General features: G+C 62.3%; 20 protein-coding genes and 1 pseudogene. 13 read left to right on the top strand and 8 right to left on the bottom strand.

Features of this window, described 5'->3' with window-relative positions; translation table 11 throughout:
* Nucleotides 1-223: pseudogene (locus ACXWUF_RS02805) on the top strand (MBL fold metallo-hydrolase); the annotation flags it as partial.
* An 80-nt stretch (nt 224-303) separates the two neighbouring features.
* Nucleotides 304-2,655, top strand: a complete 2,352-nt coding sequence (locus ACXWUF_RS02800) for a DUF3772 domain-containing protein (protein WP_458493132.1) — start codon at nt 304-306, stop codon at nt 2,653-2,655.
* Between the two features lie 202 nt (nt 2,656-2,857).
* Here the strand turns inward: ACXWUF_RS02800 and ACXWUF_RS02795 are convergent, their stop codons facing one another.
* The gene (locus tag ACXWUF_RS02795) at nt 2,858-3,694 is read right to left on the bottom strand and encodes an inositol monophosphatase family protein (protein ID WP_458493131.1); all 837 of its coding nucleotides are present in this window, start codon (nt 3,692-3,694) and stop codon (nt 2,858-2,860) included.
* 154 nt (nt 3,695-3,848) lie between these two features.
* On the opposite strand from ACXWUF_RS02795, the gene ACXWUF_RS02790 reads away from it, so the two are divergent.
* On the top strand, nt 3,849-4,595 hold the full coding sequence (locus ACXWUF_RS02790) for an RNA methyltransferase (protein WP_458493130.1): 747 nt from the start codon (nt 3,849-3,851) through the stop codon (nt 4,593-4,595).
* Nucleotides 4,580-5,344 (top strand): serine O-acetyltransferase, encoded by a 765-nt coding sequence (gene cysE / locus ACXWUF_RS02785; protein WP_458493129.1) that lies wholly within the window; start codon nt 4,580-4,582, stop codon nt 5,342-5,344. Before ACXWUF_RS02790 ends, cysE begins: the two co-directional genes overlap by 16 nt.
* On the opposite strand, the gene ACXWUF_RS02780 is transcribed toward cysE, so the two are convergent.
* Nucleotides 5,341-6,027, bottom strand: a complete 687-nt coding sequence (locus tag ACXWUF_RS02780) for a hypothetical protein (protein ID WP_458493128.1) — start codon at nt 6,025-6,027, stop codon at nt 5,341-5,343. The genes cysE and ACXWUF_RS02780 overlap by 4 nt on opposite strands.
* Nucleotides 6,028-6,347: 320 nt before the next feature.
* On the opposite strand from ACXWUF_RS02780, the gene ACXWUF_RS02775 reads away from it, so the two are divergent.
* The 3 genes from ACXWUF_RS02775 to ACXWUF_RS02765 all read left to right on the top strand — a co-directional run bounded on the left by ACXWUF_RS02775 (nt 6,348) and on the right by ACXWUF_RS02765 (nt 8,298).
* Entirely contained in the window at nt 6,348-7,271 is a 924-nt protein-coding gene (locus ACXWUF_RS02775) for an SPFH domain-containing protein (protein ID WP_458493127.1), read from the top strand.
* Between the two features lie 3 nt (nt 7,272-7,274).
* A complete protein-coding gene (locus ACXWUF_RS02770; protein WP_458493126.1) occupies nt 7,275-7,715 on the top strand; it encodes an NfeD family protein in 441 nt (146 codons plus the stop codon).
* Between the two features lie 184 nt (nt 7,716-7,899).
* Nucleotides 7,900-8,298, top strand: a complete 399-nt coding sequence (locus ACXWUF_RS02765) for a hypothetical protein (RefSeq protein ID WP_458493125.1) — start codon at nt 7,900-7,902, stop codon at nt 8,296-8,298.
* Between the two features lie 49 nt (nt 8,299-8,347).
* Here ACXWUF_RS02765 and ACXWUF_RS02760 read toward each other — a convergent pair whose 3' ends face one another.
* Complete coding sequence (locus ACXWUF_RS02760) at nt 8,348-9,706, bottom strand: serine hydrolase domain-containing protein (RefSeq protein ID WP_458493124.1); 1,359 nt, start codon at nt 9,704-9,706, stop codon at nt 8,348-8,350.
* Nucleotides 9,707-9,888: 182 nt separating this feature from the next.
* Between ACXWUF_RS02760 and hypA the strand changes: the two genes are divergently transcribed.
* The 4 genes from hypA to ACXWUF_RS02740 all read left to right on the top strand — a co-directional run bounded on the left by hypA (nt 9,889) and on the right by ACXWUF_RS02740 (nt 14,460).
* A complete protein-coding gene (gene hypA, locus ACXWUF_RS02755; RefSeq protein WP_458493123.1) occupies nt 9,889-10,230 on the top strand; it encodes a hydrogenase maturation nickel metallochaperone HypA in 342 nt (113 codons plus the stop codon).
* Nucleotides 10,231-10,232: 2 nt separating this feature from the next.
* Nucleotides 10,233-11,129 carry a hydrogenase nickel incorporation protein HypB gene (hypB, locus tag ACXWUF_RS02750; protein ID WP_458493122.1) on the top strand — a complete coding sequence of 299 codons (897 nt, stop codon included), beginning with the start codon at nt 10,233-10,235 and terminating at the stop codon, nt 11,127-11,129.
* 919 nt (nt 11,130-12,048) lie between these two features.
* Nucleotides 12,049-12,459: a DUF3574 domain-containing protein gene (locus tag ACXWUF_RS02745; RefSeq protein ID WP_458493121.1), complete on the top strand. Its 411-nt coding sequence runs from the start codon at nt 12,049-12,051 to the stop codon at nt 12,457-12,459.
* 495 nt (nt 12,460-12,954) lie between these two features.
* The gene (locus ACXWUF_RS02740) at nt 12,955-14,460 is read left to right on the top strand and encodes a phenylacetate--CoA ligase family protein (protein WP_458493120.1); all 1,506 of its coding nucleotides are present in this window, start codon (nt 12,955-12,957) and stop codon (nt 14,458-14,460) included.
* Nucleotides 14,461-14,628: 168 nt separating this feature from the next.
* Here ACXWUF_RS02740 and ACXWUF_RS02735 read toward each other — a convergent pair whose 3' ends face one another.
* Both ACXWUF_RS02735 and ACXWUF_RS02730 read right to left on the bottom strand, forming a co-directional pair.
* The gene (locus tag ACXWUF_RS02735) at nt 14,629-17,466 is read right to left on the bottom strand and encodes an adenosylcobalamin-dependent ribonucleoside-diphosphate reductase (RefSeq protein WP_458493119.1); all 2,838 of its coding nucleotides are present in this window, start codon (nt 17,464-17,466) and stop codon (nt 14,629-14,631) included.
* 45 nt (nt 17,467-17,511) lie between these two features.
* A complete protein-coding gene (locus ACXWUF_RS02730) occupies nt 17,512-17,853 on the bottom strand; it encodes a hypothetical protein (protein WP_458493118.1) in 342 nt (113 codons plus the stop codon).
* A 158-nt stretch (nt 17,854-18,011) separates the two neighbouring features.
* Here ACXWUF_RS02730 and ACXWUF_RS02725 point away from each other — a divergent pair, with 158 nt between their 5' ends.
* Both ACXWUF_RS02725 and ACXWUF_RS02720 read left to right on the top strand, forming a co-directional pair.
* Complete coding sequence (locus tag ACXWUF_RS02725) at nt 18,012-20,690, top strand: cation-translocating P-type ATPase (protein WP_458493117.1); 2,679 nt, start codon at nt 18,012-18,014, stop codon at nt 20,688-20,690.
* A gap of 200 nt (nt 20,691-20,890) precedes the next feature.
* Complete coding sequence (locus ACXWUF_RS02720) at nt 20,891-21,532, top strand: DUF502 domain-containing protein (RefSeq protein WP_458493116.1); 642 nt, start codon at nt 20,891-20,893, stop codon at nt 21,530-21,532.
* Nucleotides 21,533-22,040: 508 nt separating this feature from the next.
* Here the strand turns inward: ACXWUF_RS02720 and ACXWUF_RS02715 are convergent.
* From ACXWUF_RS02715 to ACXWUF_RS02705, 3 genes are all read right to left on the bottom strand, one after another.
* Complete coding sequence (locus ACXWUF_RS02715) at nt 22,041-22,991, bottom strand: TrmH family RNA methyltransferase (RefSeq protein ID WP_458493115.1); 951 nt, start codon at nt 22,989-22,991, stop codon at nt 22,041-22,043.
* A 200-nt stretch (nt 22,992-23,191) separates the two neighbouring features.
* The gene (locus ACXWUF_RS02710; protein ID WP_458493114.1) at nt 23,192-23,665 is read right to left on the bottom strand and encodes a DUF1441 family protein; all 474 of its coding nucleotides are present in this window, start codon (nt 23,663-23,665) and stop codon (nt 23,192-23,194) included.
* Between the two features lie 101 nt (nt 23,666-23,766).
* Nucleotides 23,767-25,548: a prohead protease/major capsid protein fusion protein gene (locus ACXWUF_RS02705; protein ID WP_458493113.1), complete on the bottom strand. Its 1,782-nt coding sequence runs from the start codon at nt 25,546-25,548 to the stop codon at nt 23,767-23,769.
* Nucleotides 25,549-25,916: the final 368 nt, after the last annotated feature.

Raw genomic sequence — 25,916 nt, 5'->3', positions numbered from 1 at the left:
CGAGGAACGGCTGGCCCTGGTGGGCGATGTGTTGTTCAAGGGGGCCGTGGGCCGCACCGATTTTCCACGGGGCAACCACGCCACTTTGGTGAATTCGATCCGCGAACGGCTGTTTCCTTTAGGCGACGACATCACCTTCATTCCCGGCCACGGCCCCTTGTCCACCTTCGGCGAAGAGCGCCAGACCAATCCTTACGTGGGGGACCGGGCGGGCCTGTGGTAGGCGTGGCGCTGATTTTGCTTTTCCCCGCTGGCCTCCGTTCGCTTTGATCCATCCGCGCCGGCTTTCCCTAGCTTGATCCCATGACCGAAACCACGCCCATCCGCCAGTCTGTTGCCCGCCTCTTCGCGCTGTTGCTGCTCATCGCGCCGTTCCTGCTGCCGTTCGCGGCGTCCCGCGCCCAGGACGGCCCGCTCCATCCGCCGGTTCGGGACTGGCAGAAAAGCTTGGACGAGGCCGAAAAAGACCTGTCCCAGCCGGAGATTTCCGACCGCCGCTTGACCGCCTGGCGCGACCAACTGACGGAGCTGCGGGCGCGGATGCGGGCGGCGGCGGAGGCGGCGGAGCAGCGGGCGGAGGTGCTGCGCGGCGACGTGGCGGCCTTGGGACCGGCCCCGGCGGAAGGCGCGCCCCCGGAAGCGCGGAATCTGGCCTCCCGGCGCAAGTCGCTGAATGACGAATTGGCCGCGGCGGAAGGGGCCACCAAGGAAACCGGCCTACTGTTGACCCGCGCCGCCCGGGTGGCCGGGGAAATAAAGGACTTGCGGCGGTCCCGCTTCACCGAGCAGGTGTTCAGCAGGAGCGCCTCACCCTTGGCGCCGTCCATCTGGGACAAGGCGCTGCCCGAGCTGGCGGCGGCCCGGGACGTGGCTTACGACGCCATTCGATCCAGCCTGTTCGAAACCGCCGCAACCGAGTCCGGGGAAGCCCAATCCATCGGCTGGCATTTGGGGGTGGGCCTGATCCTGGCGGCGCTGCTGGCCTTCCCGATCCGGTCCTGGTTGATCCGGCGCTACGGCTATGTGGCCGTCATCGGTGAACCCACCTACATGCAGCGCTTGTGGGCGGCGTCGTTCACCGGCGTCGTCGATGCGCTGCTGCCTTCGCTGGCGGCGGGCATTATCTATCTGGGGCTGCTGTACGACGAAACCCTGGGCGATCCGTTGATCGACATCGCCCGCACAGGCTTGCTGGCGCTGGTCGGTTTGTTCTTCGTCGTCGGATTTTGCCGCTCGGCCCTGGCGCCCGACGAGCCGGACTGGCGCTTGGCGCCGATTCACGATTGCGGCGCCAAAGCGATCAGCCACGCCGTCACAGCCTTGGCGGTCCTGTTCGCCCTGGATCGGGTGCTGATGGAATTCGACACCCAGTACGAAGCCTCGCTGGAGGTGATTGCGGTCCAGAAATTCGTGATTGGCCTGTTGATTTCCGCCGTGCTGTTGATGCTATTGCGGCGCCGCGTGTGGTTCGCCGACGAGCGGGCGGAACTGGGCCTGGGCTGGCAGCCCTTGCGCTTTTTCCTCACGGTGTTGGTGGCGGCGATTCCCCTGACGGCGGTGCTGGGCTATGTGGTGTTGTCCCGGCTTTTGGCGACCCAACTGGTGCTGACCGCCGGGCTGTATGCCTTGGTGGCCTTGCTGCGGCGGATTGCCGACGAATCCGTGGGCCACCTGTTGAGTCAGGACATGGCCGCGGGCCAACGGCTCCGCGCCGGGCTGGCCCTGGGCGACGATGGCGCGGAAATGCTGGCGTTCTGGGTGGGCGGCGCCTTGCAAGCGCTGGTCATCCTGCTGGGCCTGCTGGCGCTGCTGATGCTGTGGGGGGCCGCAGGCAAGGACTTGGCCGCCTGGGTGCAGACGGCGTTCTTTGGCTTCCGGGTCGGCGGCATCGAGATTTCGTTGGCGGAAATCCTGCTGGGCCTGGTGCTGTTCGCCGCCTTGCTGGCCGCGACGCGGATGCTGCAAAAGTCCCTGGACCAGCGCATTTTTCCGCGCACCCGGCTGGATTTGGGGATGCGCCACTCGATCCGCTCGGGGGTGGGCTATATCGGCTTCACCCTGGCGGCGATGCTGGCGGTGTCCACGGCGGGCATCGACCTGTCGAATCTCGCCATCATCGCGGGCGCGTTGTCGGTGGGGATTGGCTTTGGCTTGCAGAACATCGTCAACAACTTCGTGTCCGGGCTGATTCTGCTGGTGGAGCGGCCCATCAAGGCGGGCGATTGGGTGGTGGTGGGCGAATTTCAGGGCTATGTGAAGAAGATCAGCGTCAGGGCCACGGAAATCGCCACCTTCGACCGCGCCTCGGTGTTCATCCCCAATTCCAGCCTGATCTCCGGGGCGGTGATGAACCGGACCTATGCCGACAAGGTGGGGCGGGTGGTGTTGCCCATCGGCATCGCCCACGAGGCCGACCCGAAGCGAGTGAAGGAGCTATTGCTGGACATCGCTTTGGCGCATACGGAAATCCGCCGCAACCCCTCGCCCAGCGTGGCTTTCCTGGGGTTCGGGGATAATATTTTGAATCTGGAGTTATCGGCCTTCGTGCATGACGTGGACAAGGTCAAGTCCGTGGCCAGCGACCTGTGTTTCGCCATCCACGAGGCGTTTCTGCGGGAGGGGATTCAAATTCCGTCGGTGCGGCGGGCGGTTTAGAGCGCTTGCAAGATGGGTGTGCGGCGTGGGAGCGGGCTTTAGCCCACGCCTCCGGGCGGTAGTCGCGGGCTAACGCCCGCTCCCACGGCATACCCATCCGTGTACTCAAAATAAAAATGCTTTAGTTGACACCCGCTCAAGTGGAACATGGCTTGAATCTCCTCGCGGGTGAGTTGGGGCAGCGTCCGTGCCGCCCAAAATCTCAATCGTCCGAATCGTTGCGTGGGTCCAGCGCCCGGTAGCGCAATTGGTCGGTGAGGTGCGGCTCAATGAGTCCAATCATGGCTTGGTGCAAGCGGGGATTGGCCGCCACGATGCCGCCGGTTTCAAAGAACTTGTCGCCGCCTTCCAGGTCGGTGACGAGTCCGCCCGCCTCCTGAATCAGCAGCACGCCCGCCGCCATGTCCCAGCGCTTCAAGCCAATTTCCCAGAAGCCGTCCAAGCGCCCGGCGGCGATGTAGGCCAAATCCAGCGCGGCGGACCCCGCCCGGCGAATCCCGGCGGCGTCTTTCAACAGGCTTTTCAACATCCCTAAATAAGCGTCGAGGTAGCTCTGGTCCTTGAACGGAATGCCGGTGCCAAGCAGGGAGCCGACCATGCCGATCTGCTTGGTCACGCGGAGGCGGCGGTTGTTGAGCATCGCGCCCGCGCCCCGCGCCCCGGTGAAAAGCTCTTGCTTGACGGGATCGTAAATCACGCCCTTGTCCACCTTGCCCTTATGGAACAGGGCGATGGACACGGCGAATTGGGGGAAGCCGTGCAGGAAGTTGGTGGTGCCGTCCAGCGGGTCGATGACCCACACGTACTCGGCCTTGGCCGCGCCCGTCAGGCCGCTTTCTTCGCCGATGAAGGCGTGGCTCGGATAGGCCTTTTGCAGGGTGTAGATGATTTCCCGTTCGGCGTTGCGGTCCACGTCGCTGACGAAGTCGTTGCGGCCTTTCGGGCTGATGTTGAGGAGGTCCACCCGGTCCATGGCGCGGACGATGATGTCGCCCGCTGCCCTGGCCGCCCGAACCGCGATATTAAGCATGGGGTCCATGGTCGAATCGGTATTAGGTCTATGGGTTGATAAAGAGATCGGGCCGGGTCGGAAGCGTCCGTCCGGCCTCGCGCCGAAAAAGCCGAGCAATCCACAAGCGTACCAGACTTCTGATATATTCCGCCTCTTTTCATTTTAATCAGGGGCTTGGAGGATGAATCGCCTCTCCCACCTACGGATCGTGCTGGTCAACACCACCCATCCGGGCAATATCGGCGCCGTCGCCCGCGCCATGAAGAACATGGGCCTTAAGGATTTGGCCCTGGTGGAGCCGAAGATTTTCCCCAGCGACGAGGCCACCGCCCGTGCCTCCGGGGCCGACGACATCCTGGCTTCGGCGCGGGTGTGCGCGTCCCTGGAAGAAGCCATCGCCGATTGCGAACTGGTCATCGGCGCCAGCGCCCGGCTCCGCACCGTTCCCTGGCCGCAACTCAACCCCCGCGACGCCGCCCATTTGGCCGTCGGGACCACCGCCAAGACCGCCATCCTGTTCGGGCGGGAGCATTCCGGGCTGACCAACGAGGAGCTGGAACGCTGCCATTACCTGCTGCACATTCCCTGCAATCCCGAGTTCAGTTCCCTCAACATCGCGGCGGCGCTGCAAGTCGTGGCCTATGAGCTGTTCGTCGCGGCGGAGGAAAACCCGGTTGAGGAAAGACAGATGTCGCCCTTCGCCACTGGCGAGCAAATGGCGTCGTTCTATGGGCATTTGGAGGAAACACTGCGCGAAGTCCGCTTCCTGCACGAGAAGAAATCCTCCCCGTCCCTGATGCGGCGGCTTAGGCGCATCTTCAACCGCGCCCGGCTGGAGCAGAAGGAAATCCATATCCTGCGGGGCGTGCTCAACGCCATTCAGCTACAGCTAAAACGCTATAGGCAAGACGCATGTGGCAAACACTAAAAGACGAATTCGGCTGCATTTTTGAGCGCGATCCGGCGGCGCAATCCTATTTCGAGATTTTCACCACCTATCCGGGCGTCCACGCCATCCTGGCCCACCGGGTCAGTCATCGGCTGTGGAATTTCGGCCTGCGCTGGCTGGCCCGGCTGTTGTCCACCTTGGCCCGCTGGTGGACGGGGATAGAAATCCATCCGGGCGCCCACATCGGCCATCGGTTCTTCATCGACCACGGCATGGGCGTGGTGATTGGGGAAACGGCGGTGATTGGCGACGACTGCACGCTCTATCACGGCGTGACCTTGGGCGGCACGTCGTGGAAAAAGGGCAAGCGCCATCCAACCCTGGGCAATGGCGTGGTGATTGGGGCGGGCGCGAAAGTGCTGGGTCCGATCACGGTGGGCGATGGCGGCCGCGTTGGCTCCAATTCCGTGGTATTGAAGAACGTCCCGCCCGGCGCCACGGTGGTGGGCATTCCGGCCCATGTGGTGGGGTCCGACCGTTCCGCGCAAGAAGCGCACCGGCAGGCCATCGCCAGCAAATTGGGGTTCGATGCTTACGGCTTGACGCCGGACATGCCCGACCCGGTGGCCCACGCCATCAACCACATGCTGGACCATATCCAGGGCTTGGATGAGCAGATCGAGGCGCTCAAGCGGGCGCTGAAACGGCAGGGCATCGAGGTGTCGGAACGGCCCCTCCCCGAGCTTCAACATTGTGAGTTGACGTGCGGGGAGGACGGGTCGCCCTAAGGCGCGATGTCATCATCCGGCAGCGGCGTCCCGGTGTTTTGCGCGGGGCGCGGCTTCCAAATTCGTAGCCGGAAATATTCGGGTTGCACGTTATCGTTCAGTTCTATCGCCGCCGAGAAGGAGCGGGTCTCGCCCCGGTCCAGCATGTCCAGGGTCGGCGTGCCGTCCTTCTGCACGCCGATGTGGGCGACGCCCACCTGGATGCCCACGCGGTCGAAGAACAGGATGTCAATCTGCGGATGGATGAGGTTCAAGGTGTTGTTGTGCGTCACCACCTTGTATTCGTAATGCTTGTCGTCCCCCTTGCCGGCCATGCTGAACACGATGTTCTTCACATAGTGCTTGTCCAGCGTGATGACCTTGTCGAATTCAAGCGGCTGCAAGTCGGGCAAGCGCATTTGCGCGAGGGCCGTCACTTCTTCCCGGAGCTTCTGGACCGCTGGCCGCAGGGCTTGCAGTTCCTCCGCCTGCCGTTTTTCGGCCTGGACCAGTTCGGCGTTCTCCTTCTCGGCGAAGCCCGTCCGGGCGAAAAACACTGCCAGTAAGCCCGTTTCGACCACCAGTCCTAAGCTGAGCGCCACAATCAGCTTGGTTCGGGTGGAGCGGTGCCGCCCACTGTGATAGCGGTTGCCGTGGTACTCGAACTCATCCGATTTCCCGCGCCGTCCTTTTGAATAAAACACTGCCCATCTCCTAAAAAATAAGCCCATGGTCCCTAAGTCCCGGCGTTGCCGCCGGGGCGGCGGATTCCGGTTCCGAGTCGAGTTGCAAGCCACGCCGCCTCGCGGGGCGGGCGGAAGCATGATATGCAAGCGGCCCGCCCGCCTCAAGCGCCGCCGTTTCCGGCGCGGGGTTCAAGGCGGGATGTTGATACCAGACTATTCTTTTCCACTGTCACGCTACAATCGAATGCCGGGGTCGCGTTAGGCAAACCGAATCGAAAATCGCCGGGTCGCCCTGAAAAACGTGTCCCGCAACCCAACCCGTAACCAAGGGGGAAAAGATGAGCATTTTTGCGTTGTTCGTATTCGCCTTTTTAGTGCTGTCGGTCGTGCTGGTGGTGCTGAGCGTTAAGTTCGTGCCCCAGGGCATGGAATACACCGTGCAGCGGTTCGGCAAATATACGGCCACCCTGACGCCGGGACTCAACGTCATCACACCGTTCATCGACCAGGTCGGCGCCAAGATCAACATGATGGAGCAGGTCTTGGACGTGCCCTCCCAGGAGGTCATCACCAAGGACAACGCCATGGTGCGGGTCGATGGCGTGGTGTTCTATCAGGTGATCGACGCGGCACGGGCGGCCTACGAGGTCAGCAACCTGGAATACACCATCCTGCAACTGACCATGACCAACATCCGCACGGTCATGGGTTCCATGGATTTGGACGAGCTCCTGTCGAAGCGGGACGAGATCAACGCCCGGCTGCTGTCGGTGGTGGATGACGCCACCACGCCCTGGGGCGTGAAGGTGACCCGCATCGAGATCAAAGACATCAAGCCGCCGCAGGATTTGGTGGATTCCATGGCCCGGCAGATGAAGGCCGAGCGCGACAAGCGGGCGGCGGTGCTGGAAGCCGAGGGACTCAGGCAAGCGGCCATCCTCCGGGCCGAGGGCGAAAAACAGGCGGCGGTGCTGGAGGCCGAGGGCCGCAAGGAGGCCGCGTTCCGGGAGGCGGAAGCCCGCGAGCGTCTGGCCCAGGCCGAGGCGCGGGCCACCATGATGGTGTCGGAAGCCATCGCCAAGGGCGACATCCAGGCGATCAACTACTTCGTCGCCCAGAAATACGTGGAAGCCCTGCAAAAGCTGGCCTCCGCCAACAACAGCAAGCTCATCCTCATGCCGCTGGAATCGTCCGCCGTGATTGGCTCGTTGGGCGGCATCGCGGAATTGGCCCGGAAAGCGTTCGTGCAAAAGGACGACTAAGCCATGGGCCTCGCAATCGTATTCTGGCATTGGTGGGCGCTGGGGGTGGTGCTGCTCATCGTGGAATTGCTGGTGCCGGGGATGTTCTTCATCTGGATGGCCGAGAGCGCCTTCATCGTCGGCGCCGTGCTGTGGATATTCCCGGCGGTCGGCTGGGAACACCAGCTGATCCTGTTCTCGGTCTTGTCCATGGTCAGCATCGCGGCGTTCCGGCGCTATTTGAAGAAGTATCCCATCGCCACCGACCGGCCCTTGCTAAACCGCCGGGCCGCGCAATACGTGGGCCGGGTCTTCACCTTGGAAGAACCCATCGTCAATGGCCGGGGCAAAATCCGGGTGGACGATTCCATTTGGCGGGTGGAAGGCGAGGATTCCGGATCCGGCGCCAAGGTTCGCGTCACCGAGGCGGAGGGCGTCGTCCTTAAGGTGGAAAGGGCGGCTTGATCCGAGGCGCTGCTGGCTTCGACTCCGCTCAGCCAACGCGGCCAACCGCTCCCCGATCGAAGTCGAAGGGAATGCCGCCGAATGCCATCCGCCCCGCCCTGGATAAACCGCATCAGGCTGCGGCCCACCCCGCTTTTTGCTATAGTCGCCGCGCCTTTCCAACCACGACAACAGCGAGGAAAACATGGAATCACAAGTAGTCAAAGCCGGCATCGGATTCATCATCCTCATGGCCGTGGGCTTTCTCATCGTTGGCAATACCCGCGAGACTCAGCAGGAAAAAATTCAGGCCGCGTTCCTGCAAACCTCCAGTATGCTCAGCACCTTGGCCTTAAACAAATGTACCGAGGCCGTGGAAAAGGAAATCAAAGCCCACCCGTACACCCCCTCCGAATCCGCCAGCGATAACATGAGCTATGTCACGCTGATCTGGAACAACGTCGGCTCCGCCAAGCGTGCGGAATGCCGCTACATCATAGATCAGGGCATCACCAAGCTGGTCATCGACGACCGCACACTCATCGAGAAAACCGCCCCCGCCACGGCGGCGCCCGCCAAGCCGGGCGGCGGACATCACCAATAAGCCAGTTGGACGGATAGCATCCCTCATAGGAATGTTATCCGTTTTCCGTTCAGGGGGATGCCGCCATCCCCGAACCCCTCCAGTCCACTTCCAGCGCTGCAAGCACCTCCCCCACGAAGTCCCCCTGCCGCCAAGCTTCCGGGCGGCGGGTCAAGCCCAGCCGCACCACCACCAGTTGCCGGGACGGGATCACCGTCAGGTATTGCCCCTCAAATCCCACCCCGTGGAACGCATCGCCCGGCAATGGATAGTCGCCGCCGCCGTCCAGCTTGAGCCGGACATGGGCGCCATAGCCCCGCTCCGGGTCGCTGGGAGACGGCGTGGCGGTGTAGGCCACCCAGCCTTCCGGCAGAATCCGCCGCCCCTCCCACACGCCGTCCTGTAGAAACAAGCGGCCCAGCTTGGCCCAATCGCGGGCGGTGGCGTACATGAAGGACGAACCCACGAACGTCCCCGAGGCGTCCTGCTCGATGACCGCGCTGTCCATGCCCAACGGCCCGAACAACGCCCGCTTCGGGAAGCCCGGATAATCAGCCTCGCCCAGCGTGTGGCGGATCAACCGGCTGAGGAGGTTGGTGGGGCCGCTGGCGTAATGCCAGCGCGTGCCGGGCGAGGCTTGCAGATGCTTCCGCGCCGCGAAGCCCGCCGCGTCCGGTTCCCGCAGCAGCATGGCGGTCACGTCCTGCAAGGGATTGCCGGGTTCTTCCGTGAACCGCAGGCCGCTCTCCATGCGCAACAGGTGATTGAGGGTGATAGCCCGGCGGGCATCGTCGGACGCCGCCCATTCGGGGGCCAGCACCGGGGTCGAGAGCGACAACCGGCCCTCGCCCACCAACACGCCGGTGAGCGCGTTCATGGCCGTCTTCGCCAGGGACCAACCGGCCAGGGGCGTCGTCGCGTCGAAGCCCGGCGCGTAGCGTTCCGCCACGATCCGCCCCTCGTGAACCACGACCACGGCGCGGGTCCGGCGGGGCAGGGCGGCATCGGGTTCGGCGAACGCCCGCTCCAACGCGGCCCCTAGCCGGACTTTGTTCTCCGACGGCAGCGGCGGGAAGGGGGCGGCGTCCGCGACGATGCGTGCGGAGGAATCCGGCGGCAACGCGAATTGGGCCGGGGGCGCGGGTGGATCGGGCCAGTCCAGCGCCAGCAGGGTGCAACCGAGGCCGGGCCGGAATAGGGCGGTGCGGCGGAACAGCCCAGCGACACTGGCGGTGGCCGTCCGGCTGGCGGGGTCGATGGCGGCGTCGAAATGCCGGAGCGGCGCGAGGTCATCCACCGCCAAGTCGGCGCTCAGCACATCTTCGGCGGGCCGATGAGCCACGAACACCCCGGAGCACAGTAGCTTGGCTTTGTAGGCCACGCCCATGGTCAGCACCGCCCAGGCGTAGTAGAGGCCAGCGGTTAGCATCAAGCAAAAAGCCAGACCGAGCAGGCGGGGGGAAATTCGGGGATGGGTTCGCATGGATTGGTTTTTGTTGAACGGGATGGCGGCGGGGATAACATCCCTTAATGCCATGGAGTATCGGTCTGTTTCCCCGCCCGGTCCATCCCGGTGTGGACTTCCCGCACGAGTTGCACGAGACTTCCCCCATGCACGAATTATCCCTGGCCGAAAGCCTGATCGAAACCATCGAGGACGAAGCCCGGAAGCAAGGCTTCCGCCGCGTCCGGCGCGTTTGGCTGGATGTGGGCGCCCTGTCCGGCGTGGACCCGGAGGCCTTGCGGTTCGGATTCGAGGTGGCCACCCAGCACTCCTGCGCGGCGGGCGCCCGCCTGGAAATCCTGACGTCGCCGGGGCAGGCCTGGTGCTTCGCGTGCAACCAGACTGTCGAAATCGCTGAATACTACGACGGCTGCCCCCATTGCCAGGGCCATCAATTGCAGGTCACGGGGGGGCGGCAATTCCAACTGAAAGAACTGGAGGTCGAATAACCATGTGTACCGTCTGCGGCTGCGGCGAAACCCATCAACACACCCATGACCACGGGCACGGCCATGACCACCCTCATGCCCATGACCACGACCACGCTCACGATGAGCCGCCCCATCACCAGCATGGCGAGGGTCATCATCATTACGGGCAAGGCGTGGCCGGAGTGACGCTGCCCGGCTTCAGCCAGAACCGCATCGTCCGCATCGAGCGGGACGTCCTGGCGAAGAACGACGGCTACGCCCGCCAGAACCGGGCTTGGTTTGAACAACACGGCATCCTCGCGCTGAACCTGGTGTCCGGTCCCGGCTCAGGCAAGACCGCGCTGCTGGAACGGAGCCTAGTGGACCTTAAATCCGAACTGGAACTGGCCGTCATCGAGGGCGACCAACAAACCGCCAACGATGCCGAACGCATCCGCGCCACCGGGGTGAAGGCGCTGCAAATCAACACCGGCAAGGGCTGCCACCTGGATGCCCACCAAATCGGCCACGCCCTGGAAGACCTGCAATTGGCCGATCACAGCCTGCTGTTCATCGAGAACGTCGGCAATCTGGTCTGTCCCGCCATGTTCGATCTGGGCGAGGCCGGCAAGGTGGTGATGCTGTCCGTGACCGAGGGCGAGGACAAGCCCATCAAATACCCGGACATGTTCCACCGGGCCAGCGTGGTGCTGCTCAACAAGATCGACCTGCTGCCCTACGTGCGCTTCGATATGGGGCGCTGCCTGGAACATCTCCGTCAGGTGAACCGCGACGCCCCGGTGCTGCAAGTTTCCGCCACCACCGGCGCTGGGCTGGAGGCTTGGTATGGCTGGCTGCGGGATCAACGCAAAACCCTTCTCAGCACCCGCGCCGCCCGGCTGGAAAGTGAACTGGCGGCCTTGAAGGCGCAGCTTTGACCGAAAGGGCGCCGGTTCTCGGACGCTCTCGATAAAAAACCCGCAAGACGGCGGCGCGTATCTTTAACGACCTGCAAAGATACGCGCCGCCCGCCCCGCCCCCCAAATCCCAGCCCCGCCGTAAAAGCCCTTAATAATCTTATTTTTAAGCGTTCGTACGTATGTTTTAGGCGGCGTCGCAACGCTTTAATAAGCCCACTCCAAATCGGAACCCAAGGGGTTCTCCTAGTCTTCTCAAGGAACCGATTTGGAGTCTGGAATCAGGATGATCCAGCAAGGAATAGGATGTTGCGAAAGGATTAAAGGATGTCGCACTGGAAAAGGAATTTCCAAACGGGAATAAGGATATTTTCGTGAAGGATTCGGAATGTCCTGAAAGGAGTCGGGATATTCCGAAACTTTGTGGGATTATAGGGCGGTGATAATCAGCTTGTAATATTTAAAACTACAGCGGGCAATAATGATTTTATGAAATATAAATTGAGCTATTGTGGCGTTCATTGAAAAATATATTCAATACGATTGAAAGTATCGGGCTGGCGGGCGAGAGGCCATGTTCGTTGGTGGGCTTAAAAAATTCCTGGTTGTAAAGCGCAGACTTGCCCAACAGCGCTATAATTTGTGACAAGCATTTCGACGGTGGGTGTTCATTTGTCCGCCGTCACATTGACAATGCGATGCGAGCTTCCCCAGAAGGCAGGGCACCCCCCATCCCCCCCAAGACTGGCCCTGCCTTCTTTTTTCTTCCCTCCTTGTTCGTGGCGTTGGGTTGACGGTTCCACCGCTAAAACCCCGACAATCCCACGACGATCCCCCCTAAAAAACTCATCATCCAGGGCAACGGCGCGTTCCATGCTTAAAATGGACCCCATTTTTATGGCACGCTTGCGTCTGTCGTCCCACCCCAAGAGCTTGCCTCGTGGATTCCATCCGCATCGCCGCCATCCTCGCCGCGTTCACCAGTTTGACCGGCTGTGTCGGCCATCCCACCCTGACCTGCCTGCCGGGCGAGCAACTCGCCGTTCTGGATAGGCTTTACTTTGGCACGGACACACCGGATGGCGGCGTCGCCCCCGAAGCGTGGGCGCGCTTTTTAAACCGGGAGGTGACTCCCCGTTTCCCCAAGGGGCTGACCACTTGGGACGCCTCGGGCCAATGGCGGAGCGCGGCGGGCGTTATCCAGCCGGAAGCCTCGCACATCCTGCACATCGTCCATCCCGGCGACCCGGACAGCGAGACCTCGCTCCGCGTCATCGTCGGCCTGTATAAATCGCGGTTTCGGCAGGAATCCGTGTTGCGGGTTCGCTCCCAGGTTTGCGCATCTTTTTGACGCCGCAGCGCCGGGGATGACATCCCTTTCGCCTGTGACCACGCTTCCCGGCGGAGTCCTTCCGAGGCCATGGCAATACGTTGGAACGCCGCCGCCCACAAAGCATCGAACCAAGCAAGGCCGGGTCGGCGGCAGGGCAATCGCGCTATATGCCGGGATGGCTTGTATTTTCCCTCTCGCCTTTGGGAGAAGGTGGGGTGAGGGTGTTAAAAATGAGATTTCCCCCCTAAAAATCACGGATTCGATCTCAGGGTAGAGGTGGAAAAGCGCTAAATCCCTGATTGGATACCCTCACCCCAACCCTCTCCCAAAGGCGAGAGGGAGATAGTGCGATTGCCCTGGGGTCGGCGGCCTAACGGCTGTGCGCGAATCCCGCAAAGCCAGCGTTGCACGCCACCCAGCCACCGTGGCATAAGCCCTATTGCGGACTTTGACCAAACTCGAAAGCAGCGAACAATATCCGCTACAGTTCTACTTTTAAGACGGAATGCCAGTATGTCCAACCACAGTTTCAACCCGGCCAACGATGCACTGAATCGTTTTCTCAGCACGCCTCTGGATGAATTGATTGGTAGCCCCTCGGAAGCCGAGGCCGAAGCCGCTGTTCTGGCCTTGTTCCACCGCACCGTGGAAGATGTGCCCGCCTATCGCAAGTTCCTGGCCCAGCATGGCGTGTCGGCGGGGCGGGTGCTGTCCGGCGAGGAATTCGGGCAACTGCCCCTGATGAACAAGGCCAATTACATGCACGCCTTTCCCCTGCCGCAGCGGTGCCGGGGCGGCAGCCTCGTGGATTGCGACCGGGTGGCGGTGTCGTCCGGCTCCACCGGCACGCCCACCTTCTGGCCCCGCTCCGCGCGGCACGAGGCGGACATCGCGGCGCGTTTTGAGCAGGTGTTCCGGGATGGCTTCCACACCCACGAGCGCAGCACCTTGGCGGTGGTGTGTTTCGCGTTGGGCAACTGGGTGGGCGGGCTGTTCACCACGTCCTGCTGCTGGCATCTGGCGCAGAAAGGCTATCGGCTGATGGTGGCGACGCCGGGCAACAAGAAGGAGGAAATCTACCGGGTGATCCGGGAGCTGGCCCCCCATTTCGAGCAGACGGTGCTGCTGGGTTATCCGCCCTTCATCAAAGATGTCATTGACGCGGGCGGCGCGGAGGGCATTCATTGGCCCCGCCACCAGACCAAGCTGGTGTTCGCGGGCGAGGTGTTCAGCGAGGAGTGGCGCACCCTGATCGGCCAGCGGGTTGGCTCGGAATCGCCCTGCTACGATTCGGCCTCGTTGTACGGCACCGCCGATGGCGGCGTGCTGGGCAACGAGACGCCCCTCAGCATTGCCGCCCGCCGCTTCCTGTCCGCCCATCCCCAGGCGGCGCGGCAACTGTTCGGCGAATCGCGGATGCCGACCCTGGTGCAATACGACCCGATGAGCCGTTACTTCGAGTTGTACGGGGATACGCTGGTGGTGTCCGGCGACAACGGCGTGCCCTTGCTGCGCTATCACATCGCCGACAAGGGCGGCATCGTCAGCCATGACGAATTGCGGGCCTTCCTGCGGGATTGGGGCGCCAAGTCGCTGACCGATTACGGCCTGGACGAATCCCAGCCGACGCGGCCCCTGCCGTTCGTCTGGGTGTTCGGGCGGGCCGATTTCACGGTGTCCTTTTACGGCGCCAACATCTTTCCCGAGAACGTCACCGTCGGTTTGGAGCAGCCGGAACTGGCGGGTTGGGTGACGGGCAAGTTCGTGCTGGAAGCCAAGGAGGATGCCGCCGGCGACAAGTACCTGAGCATCACGGTGGAGTTGCTGCCGGGCGTTTCTGGGGATTCGGAGAAGTCCCTGCTCATCGCCGAGGCCGTCCGCGTGCAGCTGCTCAGGCTCAATAGCGAGTTCACCAATTACACGCCGGAGGACAAGCAATTGCCCTGGGTGAGCCTTAGACCCTTCGGCGACCCCGAATATTTCCCGGCGGGGGTGAAGCATCGGTACACGCGGCGCTGAGGGAGTGAAAATCCGGCGGTTTTGCAGGGTGGGTTACGGCGCACGGCAACATTGCCGGGAATTTTGGATTTCTCGTGGCGTGCGCCTAGCCCAATCTATATTGGAATGTTCAGCTTGATTACCCATAGCCCACGGGCAGAACTTCCGCCCGGACAACCTAAAGGGGCACTACCCACACGCCCCCACCACCCCACACGCGGTACAAAAATCACACCCATCCCTGAGTATCACCGCGTAATTGCCGCACTCGCCACAGCGCTTGCCCGGCCTCACCTCCATGGCCCCGACCGAGCGGGCGCGTAGCGGAATCACGTTCTCCGCGTCGTAGGCCACGATGCCCATGTCCTCCACGGGAAAGCCCTCCTCGTCCAGAATGCCCAGCAGCGCATAGCGGTGAGCCATCAGTCGTACCAGATAGGCCACGGTGGACGGGAAATTGGCCTTGCGTTGCTCGCCCGGCACCCAGGCCAGGAAATCGCCCCGTGGCTCGGGGAAATCCACCAACTGCCGCAACTTGGCGCCAATCCAGGCCGGGTCGATGACGCGCATGTCGTAGGACAACGACTTGCACAGCCCATCCAACACCCTCGGGTATTCCCCCGACAGCCACACCGAATAAGGCCGCCGCTGACCATTGGGCAAGACCAGTTCCTTCAAGCCCATCACGAAATCATCCCCGGTCGCGGGATTGAGGATGTCCACGGTCCACGACAGCGTGCCATCCGGGCCGGTTTTTGGCTCCTTGGGCGATAGCAGGGCTTGCAGCACGGGCGTGTCGCCGATCCGGTCAAACGCCCCCAGCTCCTCGCAGCGGGCGTGGACTAATCGGGCAAATCCAGCCACCAGACTGGGCACCCGGAACGGCACGCCGACGGGTGGCATGGGCAAGTCGAAACCATCCGCGCCGGACGCCTTCATCAGGCTTTCCAGTTTGGTTTTGAGCCAGCCCCGGTCATTGGAGCGCATGTCCATGGACAAGGACTTGGCGAGCGCGCCCAGGCCACGGGGCTGCTCGGCGCCGTTGATCCAGACTTCGAACGGCGCCTTGGCGCGGTCCTCCAAATGGCCGACGAACACGGCGAAAGACCCACGGGGATGATCCACCATATAGCACCAAGCCGGATTGCCCGAGGCCGGACGGGGACGTCGCCGCCAGCGCAGCGAGGCCAGGGTGGGTTGCGGCACCTGCTCCAGCCGCAGTCGGCGGTTGGGGTCGGACTCGTCGAAATCCGGCTCGACGGTGGCCGCCTGTACGGCCTGCGCTTCGCTGGCTTCCAGCACCGCGCCGGTGATGAGGTTGGGGCGGTAAGTCGCCAAGCCCTTGAGTCCGTGGCGCCACGCCTCCAGATACAAATCCTTGAAGGCGTCGAAGGGATAATCGGCGGGGACATTCACGGTTTTGCTGATGCTTGAATCAACGTAAGGCTGCACCGCCGCCAACATGCGCATGTGGTCCAGCGCGGCGATTTCCAGCGCAGTGACCCAATGCTCCGGGAGATTGTCCGGGTCGCCGCCGTCCAGCCGGAAGCGCCGGTGGGCGTGGTCCTCGACGGCGTAATCCTGCACGCCGCCATCGGGGGTGCGCTTGCGGCGGGTGTAGGTCCAGGCGAAGGGCGGCTCGATGCCGTTCGACGCATTGTCGGCGAAGGCCAGGCTGATGGTGCCGGTGGGCGCGATGGACAGCAGATGGCTGTTGCGCAGGCCATGGGCGCGGATCGCCGCGCGGATGGCACCCGGCAGTCTCAGGGCGAACCCGGAGTCCAGCAGCTTGTCGGCGTCGAACAGCGGAAACCCGCCTTTTTCCTTCGCCAGCTCCACCGATGCGGAGTACGCCGCGTCCCGCAAGGCTTCCGCAATCCGTGACGCCATCGCGCGGGCGGACTCCGTGTCATAGCGCAGCCCCAGCATGATGAGGGCGTCGCCCAGCCCGGTGAATCCCAATCCCACCCGCCGCTTGCCCATGGCTTCGGTCTGTTGCGCGCCCAGCGGCCAGAAGCTCAAGGAAAGCACGTTGTCGAGCATCCGCACGGCGGTCGCGGCGAGTTCCGCGAAGCCTTCAAAATCGAAACGGGCACGTTCGCCGAAAGCTTCCGCCACGAACCGGGTCAGGTCGAGCGAACCCAGGCAGCAGCAGCCGTAATCGGGCAGCGGTTGCTCACCGCACGGATTGGTCGCCTCGATCACTTCGGCATATTGCAGGTTGTTGTCCGCGTTCATGCTGTCCATGAACAACACGCCCGGCTCGGCATGGTCGTAGGTGGACGCCATGATCTGGTCCCACAACTCCCGCGCTGGCAGGGTCCGGTAAACCCACAATCCATCGTCCCGCTGGCGGGCATAGGCGGCGGTCTGGGTTTCGCCCGGCTCGGCCTTGTGGACCAGCTCCCAGGGCAGGTCGTCTTCCACGGCTTTGATGAAGGCGTCGGCGATGGCCACCGAGAGATTGAAGTTGGTCAATTCCCCCGGCTTGTCCTTGGCGTGGATGAATTCCTCGATGTCCGGGTGATCGCAGCGCAGGATGCCCATTTGCGCCCCGCGCCGACTCCCGGCGGATTCGACCGTTTCACAGGAGCGGTCGAACACCCGCATGTAGGACACCGGCCCTGAGGCATTGGACGCCGTGCCCTTGACCTTCGCGCCCTTGGGCCGGATGCGGGAGAAATCGTAGCCCACGCCGCCGCCGCGCCGCATGGTTTCGGCGGATTCGCGCAGGGCCACGTAGATGCCGGGCTTGCCGTCGGCGTCCGGTTCGGAGATGGAATCGCCCACCGGCTGCACGAAGCAGTTGAGCAGGGTGGCGTGGATGTCGGTGCCGGCGGCGGACATGACCCGCCCGGCGGGGATGAACCCGCGCCGCAGCGCGTCAAGGAAGCGCGGCTCCCATTGAGCGGGATTAATTTCGACCGAGGCCAGGGCGTGGGCGACCCGGCGGAAGATTTCTTCGGCGGTGGTTTCCCCGTGTTTGGCGTATTTTTCTCGGAGGACGTCGTGCGAGATCGGTTGCATGTTGGATTCTCCCCAGTGGCCCATTTTTTACGGCGGCGGATGGGTTTATTTTAGTCCCTTGGTGGCCCGGCCCGGCGCGTGGAAACCCTGTTGATAAACTCCCCCGGAAAGCTGTGCACAGCCCGTGTCGAAAAGGCAGCGGGCTTCAGAAAGCGGACTTATCCACAGCTTGGGCACCCTTGGGAATAGGCTTTTTGCACAGGGTTCATTCTTTTCAAGCGACTGATTCAATTTGTGAAAACAGCCGTTTGCGCTGAAAACGGCCCAGTAATCGTAAACAAGAAAAAAGAATTTCTTGTTTTGATAAAGAGAATCGGCAAAACGCTCGGTCCCGCCACAAACCCTGGAGTCCAAAGCTTGCTTTGGATAAGCCTCCCCCCAAAGCAAGCTTTGGACTCCAGAATCCGCCTATTCGCGCTTGTGGGGTGGGTTCAATCGGCATGACCAAAAACAAGCCCAACCCATGACGCCAGCCCCCGCCACATTTTCCCGATTCGCGTATCCTACCCGCCATGAATTCAAAGTCTTGGAGCCTTCGTCCCCCCATGAAAAACAATCTCCCGGAATCGCCCCCCGTCTGGCACACCCTGGGCATTAGCCACGTCTTCGACGCCCTCCGTTCCGGTCCCAAGGGCTTGGTCGAAGTCGAGTCGCAACGGCGGCTGGCCAAATACGGCTACAACGAGATCGAAAAAGGCCAGGGCGTTTCGGCCATCGGACTGCTTCTGGCCCAATTCAAGAGCGTGCTGATTCTGATCCTGCTGGTGGGCATCGGGTTTTCAATTTACGTCGGGCACACGGTCGAAGCGGCGGTCATCGGGGTGATTGTGTTCCTGGCCGTGCTGCTGGGCTTCGTCCAGGAATACCGCGCCGAACAGGCCATGGAAGCGCTGCAAAAAATGGCGGCGCCCACGGCCTGCGTGCTGCGCGGCGGGACGGTCGTGGAAATCCCCGCTCATCGCCTCGTGCCCGGTGACGTGGTGCGACTGCAAACCGGCAATCTGATTCCCGCCGACTTGCGGCTGGTCGAGTCGGTGAACCTGCAAATCAACGAGTCGCCCTTGACCGGCGAATCGGCCCCCGTCGCCAAACAAACCGACGCGCTGGCCCAAACGGCACTCCCCTTGGGCGACCGCCGCAACATGGCTTACGCCGGGACGTCGGTGGCCTATGGCCGGGGACGCGGGATCGTGGTGGCGACCGGCATGGCGACCGAGTTTGGCCGCATCGTCACATTGCTCCGCTCAGCGGCGCAGCACGACACGCCCTTGCAGAAAACCCTCAACAAGGTGGGCAACATTCTGGCGGGCGTGGCCCTGCTGCTGGTGGCGGTCATCGTGGCCGTGGGCTTGAGCCGGGGCGAATCGTTCCACGAAATGCTGCTGTTCGGCATCGCCCTGGCCGTGGCGGTGGTGCCGGAAGCCCTGCCCGCCGTGGTGACGATTTCCCTGGCGATTGGCGCCCGCCGCATGGTCCAGCGCCATGCGCTGATCCGCCGCTTGCCCGCCGTGGAAACCTTGGGCTGTACCTCGGTGATTTGCTCGGACAAGACCGGCACGCTCACCAAGGACGAAATGACGGTGCGGAAGCTATGGGTGGCGGGGGAAACCCTGAGCGTCACCGGCGTGGGTTACGAGCCGGTGGGACGAATCGTCACTGGCGGGAATCAGGTGCCGATGTCCCCGCCGCTGTCGGCCCTGCTGGGGGCGCTGGCGCTGGCGAACGACGCCGCCGTCGCGAAGGCCGGACGGGGCCAATGGACCATTCAGGGCGACCCGACCGAAGGCGCGTTGTTGGTGGCGGCGCTCAAGGGCGGCTTGCGTAAAGCCGATTTGGACGCGGCGTTTCCCCGGGTGGACGAGATTCCATTCACTTCCGAATCCAAGTGCATGACCACCCTGCACGCCGACCCGGACGGCGGCTTGATCGCCATCACCAAGGGCGCCTTGGAAGTGGTGCTGGGCTTTTGCAGCCATTACGCGACGGATTGGGGCGAGGCGCTGCTGACCGCCGACGTCCGCGACCGCTTGCACGCCGAGGCCGAAGCCATGGCGGGTCAAGCCTTGCGGGTGCTGGCGGTGGCCGGAAAAAGCCGCACCCAGACCCAGTTCGCCCGGAACGGCCTGTGCTTGCTGGGCTTGGTCGGCATGATCGACCCGCCCCGGCCCGAGTCCAAGGCCGCCATCGCCACCTGCGAGAAGGCGGGGGTCAAGGTGGTGATGATTACCGGCGACCATCCCGTGACCGCCCGCGCCGTGGCCCACGAACTGGGCATCCTCAAGCGGGGCCGGGTGGTGACGGGCGGCGAACTGGACGGCATGGACGATGCGGCGCTGCGCCGGAACGTGCCCGGCATCGAGGTGTATGCGCGGGTGTCGCCGGAACACAAACTGCGGGTGGTGGCCGCGTTGCAGGCGCGGGGCCAAGTGGTCGCCATGACCGGCGACGGCGTGAACGACGCGCCCGCCCTGCGCCAAGCCGACATCGGCATCGCCATGGGCATCACCGGCACCGACGTCGCCAAGGAGGCGGCGGCGATGATGCTGACCGACGACAATTTCGCCTCCATCGTCGCGGCGATTGAAGAGGGCCGGGGGATTTTCAGCAACATCAAGAAGTACCTGATGTATTTGCTGTCCTCGAACATCGGCGAAATCGGCTTGATGGCCGGGGCCACCTTGGCCGGATTGCCCTTGCCGTTGAGCGCCGTGCAGATTCTTTACATCAATCTGGCGACCGACGGCCTGCCCGCCCTGGCCTTGGCGGTCGATCCCCTCGACGAGAACCTGATGCAGCAGCGGCCCCGCGACCCCAGACGCGGCATCTTCACGCGGCCCGTGGTGTTCCTGATGCTGGCGGGCGGCATCTGGTCCACGGTCGTCAATATTGGCCTGTTCGTCTGGGCCTTGCACAGTGGCCGATCCCTGGCCGAAGCCATGACCATGAACTTCGCCGCGCTGGCGGCAATCCAATTTTTCAAAGCCTACAACTTCCGCTCGGATCGCCACTCGGTGTTCCGCCATCCCTTCGCCAACCGCTGGCTGAATTGGGCGGTATTGTGGGAATCGCTGTTGTTGGTGGCGGTCATTGAAGCGCCGTTTCTGCAAACCCTGTTTGGCACGGTGGCGTTGACCGGCGAGGAATGGGCAATCGCCATCGGCGTGGCAGCGAGCGTGTTCCCCGTGCTGGAAGCGTCCAAGTGGATGATTCGGCGGGGCGCGTAATTTCACGTAATTTGTAGGATGGGTGGAGGCGCACAAGGAATGGCAGCGAACGCCGTGATTTCTGCCGTGCGCCGCAACCCATCATCCTGGTGGGCGGCGATGGGTTTAGGCGCTGGAAGGCTTTCATGAAGTACGTCGCTTCACAGAATGCGCTTCCACCCATCCTACGATCCGGTACATCGACACAAGGAGCTTAATCCATGGATCAGGAAAATTGGGCGCGTGCCAAGCGCGTCATCAAGAACACGGTGAACGAATTCCTACTCGGGACGCTGGCGGTATTGCCCGTCATCGTCGTGGTGTGGATCGTGACCTTCCTCGCCGATTTGCTGCTGAGCGCCATCTTCGGCGTCCGGGAGTATATTGGCAACGGTGCCGCCACCTTCGTGGCCTTCGCGGGTGCCTTCGCGCTGCTGGCTTATATCGGCCACACCCTCACCCGGCGGCGACGGTCGCTGATTATCTCGGTCATCGACTATTTGGTCGGGAAGATTCCCTTCCTCAACACCGTCTACAAGATCACCCAGCGCATGGTGGACCTGTTCCGCAGCAAGCCGGAGGACACCAAGCGGGAAATCGTCTACGTGGAATATCCCAAGGATGGCATGTGGCTACCGGCCTACCTGACCAACCGCGAGGGCGACCGCTGCGTGCTGTTCGTGCCCACTTCGCCCAATCCGACCAATGGCTTCACCGTGATCGTGCATGAATCCAGGGTTATCAAATCCAAGCTGGACATCGCCGAGGCCACCAGCTTCATCGTCAGCCTGGGGGCGGAATATCCGAAATCGGAGGAGGCGTTGACCTTGCCAGTGGAAACGGGGATTTCGGCGGCAGATTAAACGCCAAGGCCGACCCGGTTTTAAAAACCAAGTCGGCCTTTCTTGAATGATTGTTTCTAAAACTTGAACAGATATGCGATTAAAGGCGGGATTGTAAATCAAGAGAGGGGGCGTAGACTCTTATCCAACCGAATAGGTCTGCTTCAGAGTCTCTTGTTCCTCCTCGCTTGACGACCCACGAAAGTGGGTCTTTTTTTGCCCGCCGTAAATCTACGCAAATTGCCGTTGCCCCGCCGTTCGCCCTGAGGTATCGAAGCCTGTCCTGAGCCTAGTCGAAGGGGGTGAGCGGCGGGGCAACTTTCCGTTCATGCTTCGATACCCCTGTCCTGAGCAGGGTCGAAGGGTCAGCACAAGCGGAAAGTTGCGTAAATCTTGTAGGACTTACGCAACTTTTGGCTGGTAGTCCCGCCTTCAGGCGGCTATTACACCGCCTGAAGGCGGGACTGCGAACTTTTAAGGCATTGAATAATAAGGGCCGCGTAAGCCCTATCTTGTTTAAATCAGGTCATCAACGCGGCGGACGTGGCTTCCCGCCTCTCGCATCCGGCTTGGGCCTGGGCTTGCCCCGGAATTCGGTCGGTCGCCGGGCGGGCGGCGGCGTTTGGGGGCGTGGGCGCAGCGCGTAGGCGAGAATCGCCGTCGCGGCGGAGACATTGAGGGATTGCAGCTCCCCGGAACCCCGGATCGTCACCACCGCGTCGCAAACCTCCAAGGTGGCGGGCGGCAAGCCGGTTTCCTCGTTGCCTAGCACCAACAGCACCGGGCGCGGATCGTTGTCGTGCAGCGCATCCAGCGGCAGCCCGTGCCGGGTCAAGGCCGTGCCCACCACCCGGTAATGGGGCTTGAGGCGTTTCAGCACGCCGGGCAGGCCGGTGGCGCGGTAGACATCGAGAATATCCAAGCCGCCCTCCGCCACCCGGTAGGCCGAATCGGACAGGCTGGCCTGACCCGGATGATCGGAAACGACCAGGCGGCGGAAGCCGAAGAACGCCAGGGTGCGGGCGATGGCGCCCAGATTGTGGGGATTGCCGATGCCGTCCACCACCACCAAGGGCTGGCGGGCTTCCGCCCACGCCCTGGCCTCGGCGGGATCGAAAGTCAGAACGGGACGCGGCTCGGCCACCGCCACCACGCCGCCATGCCGCACCGTCCCGGCGATTTTGGTCAGTTCATTCGCATCCACCATCCGATAGGGGCGGCGCAGCTTCGCCATTTTCCCGCAGAAATCACCGACCTGCGGCACCATCCGATCCTCGTAGAAAAACCGCAGCACCCGTTCTGGCGAGCGCTTGAACAAAGCGGCCACGGCGGGCAATCCAGCGATGCGCAGCACCCGCTCCGGGGACGTCGAGGGCGTGAATTCTTCGGAGAATTCATCCGGTGGCGGACGACGAATGGGGCGATAGTTTTCGGCGGGCGGTTGGTCGTGGCCGGAACGGGGCGGTCTGGGTTTGTACACGGGGATTTCGCGAGGTAAGTTAGGGGCAGGTCATTTTACACCCCGCCACTGAGTTCGAGCCGTGTCCCGCCTAATCTATTCAAAAATCCGCATTAGTTGGCGCATCCCTTGGCGCTCACGGCTTATGCCCAATTTCTTTGGGTTCGCTACTCACAAAACTACTCACTAGCCTTTTTTATTAGGCGCAGTCTGGCGGGTGGCTATTTCGTCATCCGCTCATAAAAAGCTTGCCGCTGTTCATCGGTCGCGATTTGCAGGCGTTCCACCACATCGGCGGAAAGCCCACATTCGCGCTCTAGGGTGAATGGAAGGGTCTCCAAAAAGCCCGCGAACGCCTTTATCAGTGAGCCGAGTTCAATTTCAACGTCATCGGCCTGAACCAGCTTCCCGGCGTCAACTTCAAGCGCCCGCCGTACCCGCTCGCCTTCGTACCAGTCTTTTCGCTCCTTGGCTGTCATTCTCTCCGGGTCAACCTCGCCGCCTTCCTTGGGTTCCCCCGCCCCACCAAAGCGCCATTGAGCGACGGCCAACAGGTCGAACTCGTAAACCGCGCCCTTGCCGCCCCGTTTCGCAACTGGACAGCCGCGCCTTATCCAGCCTTCGACGGCTGGCAGGGACACGCCGAATATTTCGGCGATTTGCGCCTTGTTCAGCGCCTTTATGTCGTCAGCCACAGGCATTTTTCATCCCGCCCACGCTGTTCTCCATTAAAAAAGCCCCGCCCCCCAACCACAGAGAGCGGGGCACCTTGCCCACGAGGAAAGTGGAGCAATCGTTACGCGCCGGGATTCTTCTGAACGCCCCGCCAGTCGATGAAGCCCGCGCCGAAATCGAGCCGCGCCTTGATCTCCAGGCCGTCAATCTCGAAGCCCTCGCGGGTGATGATCTCCGGCCCGGTGCTGTCTTGGAGATAGGCGTATTCGAGCGCGTCAGCCATGCCAGGATCAGCGAACAGATACCATGCCGTGTCGCTGTCGGCGTCAAGGCGCGGCTCCGGCACGAGTTCCAGCTTGCCCGGCCAGGGGTTCACGTCGCTGGCTTGGGTGGCTTGGATGGCCGTCAGGATTTGCTCGGCCATGGTCTCTTTCTTGGCTGGCGTCACCAGATACCGGGGCGAAATGTTTAGGATGGTGGTCCCATCAATGCCGGTTTGCGTCCGCATCGCCAGCCGTCTTGCGCCAAGGGAATCAACCGAAATGGCCCCGCCCGTACCAGCCAGATTCCCGTGAGCGGATGAAAACAAGGCGTTTCCGTCGCTCATGGCCGGGTTGCTCGCCAGCAGGTCAACCAGCAGTTGCGCCTCGGTGTTCGCGGCGGATCGCCCGAAAGCCGTTGCGAGGTCCACCAGCCCGCCCAGGTCATCATTAACCAGCGCTTGACGGGTGAGTCCAAAGATTCGACCGTAGGTCGCAACGGAGTAGCTTTCCTTTTGCTCGCCCATGGTGCCGTGCTTGTATTCCCCATGCTCCGGCACAAGCAGCAATCCAGGCATTTCGCCCAGGCGGATTCTGGACCGCGCCCGAAAGTCGGTGGCGCTCGTGCGCTTCGCCACTTTCTTCAAGCCGGATTCCGCCGCTTGGTATGCCATCAACAGGCTTTTATTTGCCACGTTGCCCAGCAGGTGGGGAAAGTCGCCCGTGGTGTGCAGCGCCCGCTCAATGATCCGCGCCGGGGACATGCCGCGAGTGTGCAGCCCGTTGAGGCTCAGAATTTCGCGTGCCATATCAATAACGGACAGGCCGACGAACTCACGGGCGAAGTCGGACGGCGCGACGGGCAGATACCGGGAAATCAGCGCCTCGGCCATGCCCCGCGTGCGCTCGGCGGGGTCGTTATGGTCGAACATGCGCGGGCCAGGGCCGTACCCACCAGCAGAGCGCTCGGCCAGCTTCGCCAGCACTTCGGAGCGGGCAACATTAATCGAGACGCCGCGCTCGATCAGGTCCAAAGTCATATCATCGCCAAACCCGCCCGCCTTGACGACTTCGCGGATGTCGACGCAGCGCTTGCGCTCGGCGCGGCTTACTGGCGTGCGGACTTGGGTTTGAGGCTGGGTGGTTTCTTCATTTTCCATGGGGGGATTCTCGTAAGATCGGAAAAACCCGGCTTCTATGTCAGCCGGGACGGAAACAATACTGGTTTCATAGGGTTGCCATTTCGTAACCGTGACGGTACTGGTGGTTTCATCAAATTCGTGGGTTATCCAGCGATACCCGACCGACAAACCCCGCACAATCCCAGCAGCCACGTCCTTGAATAACTCAATGGCGCGGGCCGATTCGCCAAACCGGACTATTCCGCGCAGTTTCCCGCCGGAAATTTGCAGATTTTCAACGATGGCAATATTTACCTTTTGCCGGTCGTGAACTTCGATCACGGGCAAGGGTGCGCGGGATAAATCTATAGCGGCGGGGGTATGAACCAAGATTTCAACGAAATCCCCATGATCCACGGGATTCTCTGTTGAGATAACAGCGGGGGCGGTCCTGGTTTCAGGGTCAGCGCGAGAAAAATCTATTTCAAGCGCTCGGGTGTGGGGTCTTGAAGGGTCGAACATTGGGGGGATACTCCGAAGTTTTGCGGAGTATCCCCGCAGAGTTTCAGCTTTGGAAATCTTGGGTATTTTCCGAAAGTAAGCGCCAGATATGCCCTTGTGATACCGGGGCGTGAAGTTTCGCCAATTCAAAAACCCATAAACCGGGTTCGCCGGGTGGGCAGTATTCCCGACCTTTCAGCATTCGGCCCATGACTCCGCAATTAGGCCAGTTCACGCCGCCAAGGTAATAGACATGTTCCCGACCTAAGTTGCTGTTTTTAATGACAGTTTAAAGTTCCAGAGGCCAGCCCCAATATAAATGAAGGTATCTAACAAATGCGACAGATGGTTTCTTGAGCGATGCAACAAACTATGAAGGCATTTCATCC

The sequence above is a fragment of the Methylomagnum sp. genome (assembly GCF_054333355.1).
Note: the sequence above shows the minus strand (reverse complement) of the source record. Positions and strands in the feature narration are given on the sequence as shown.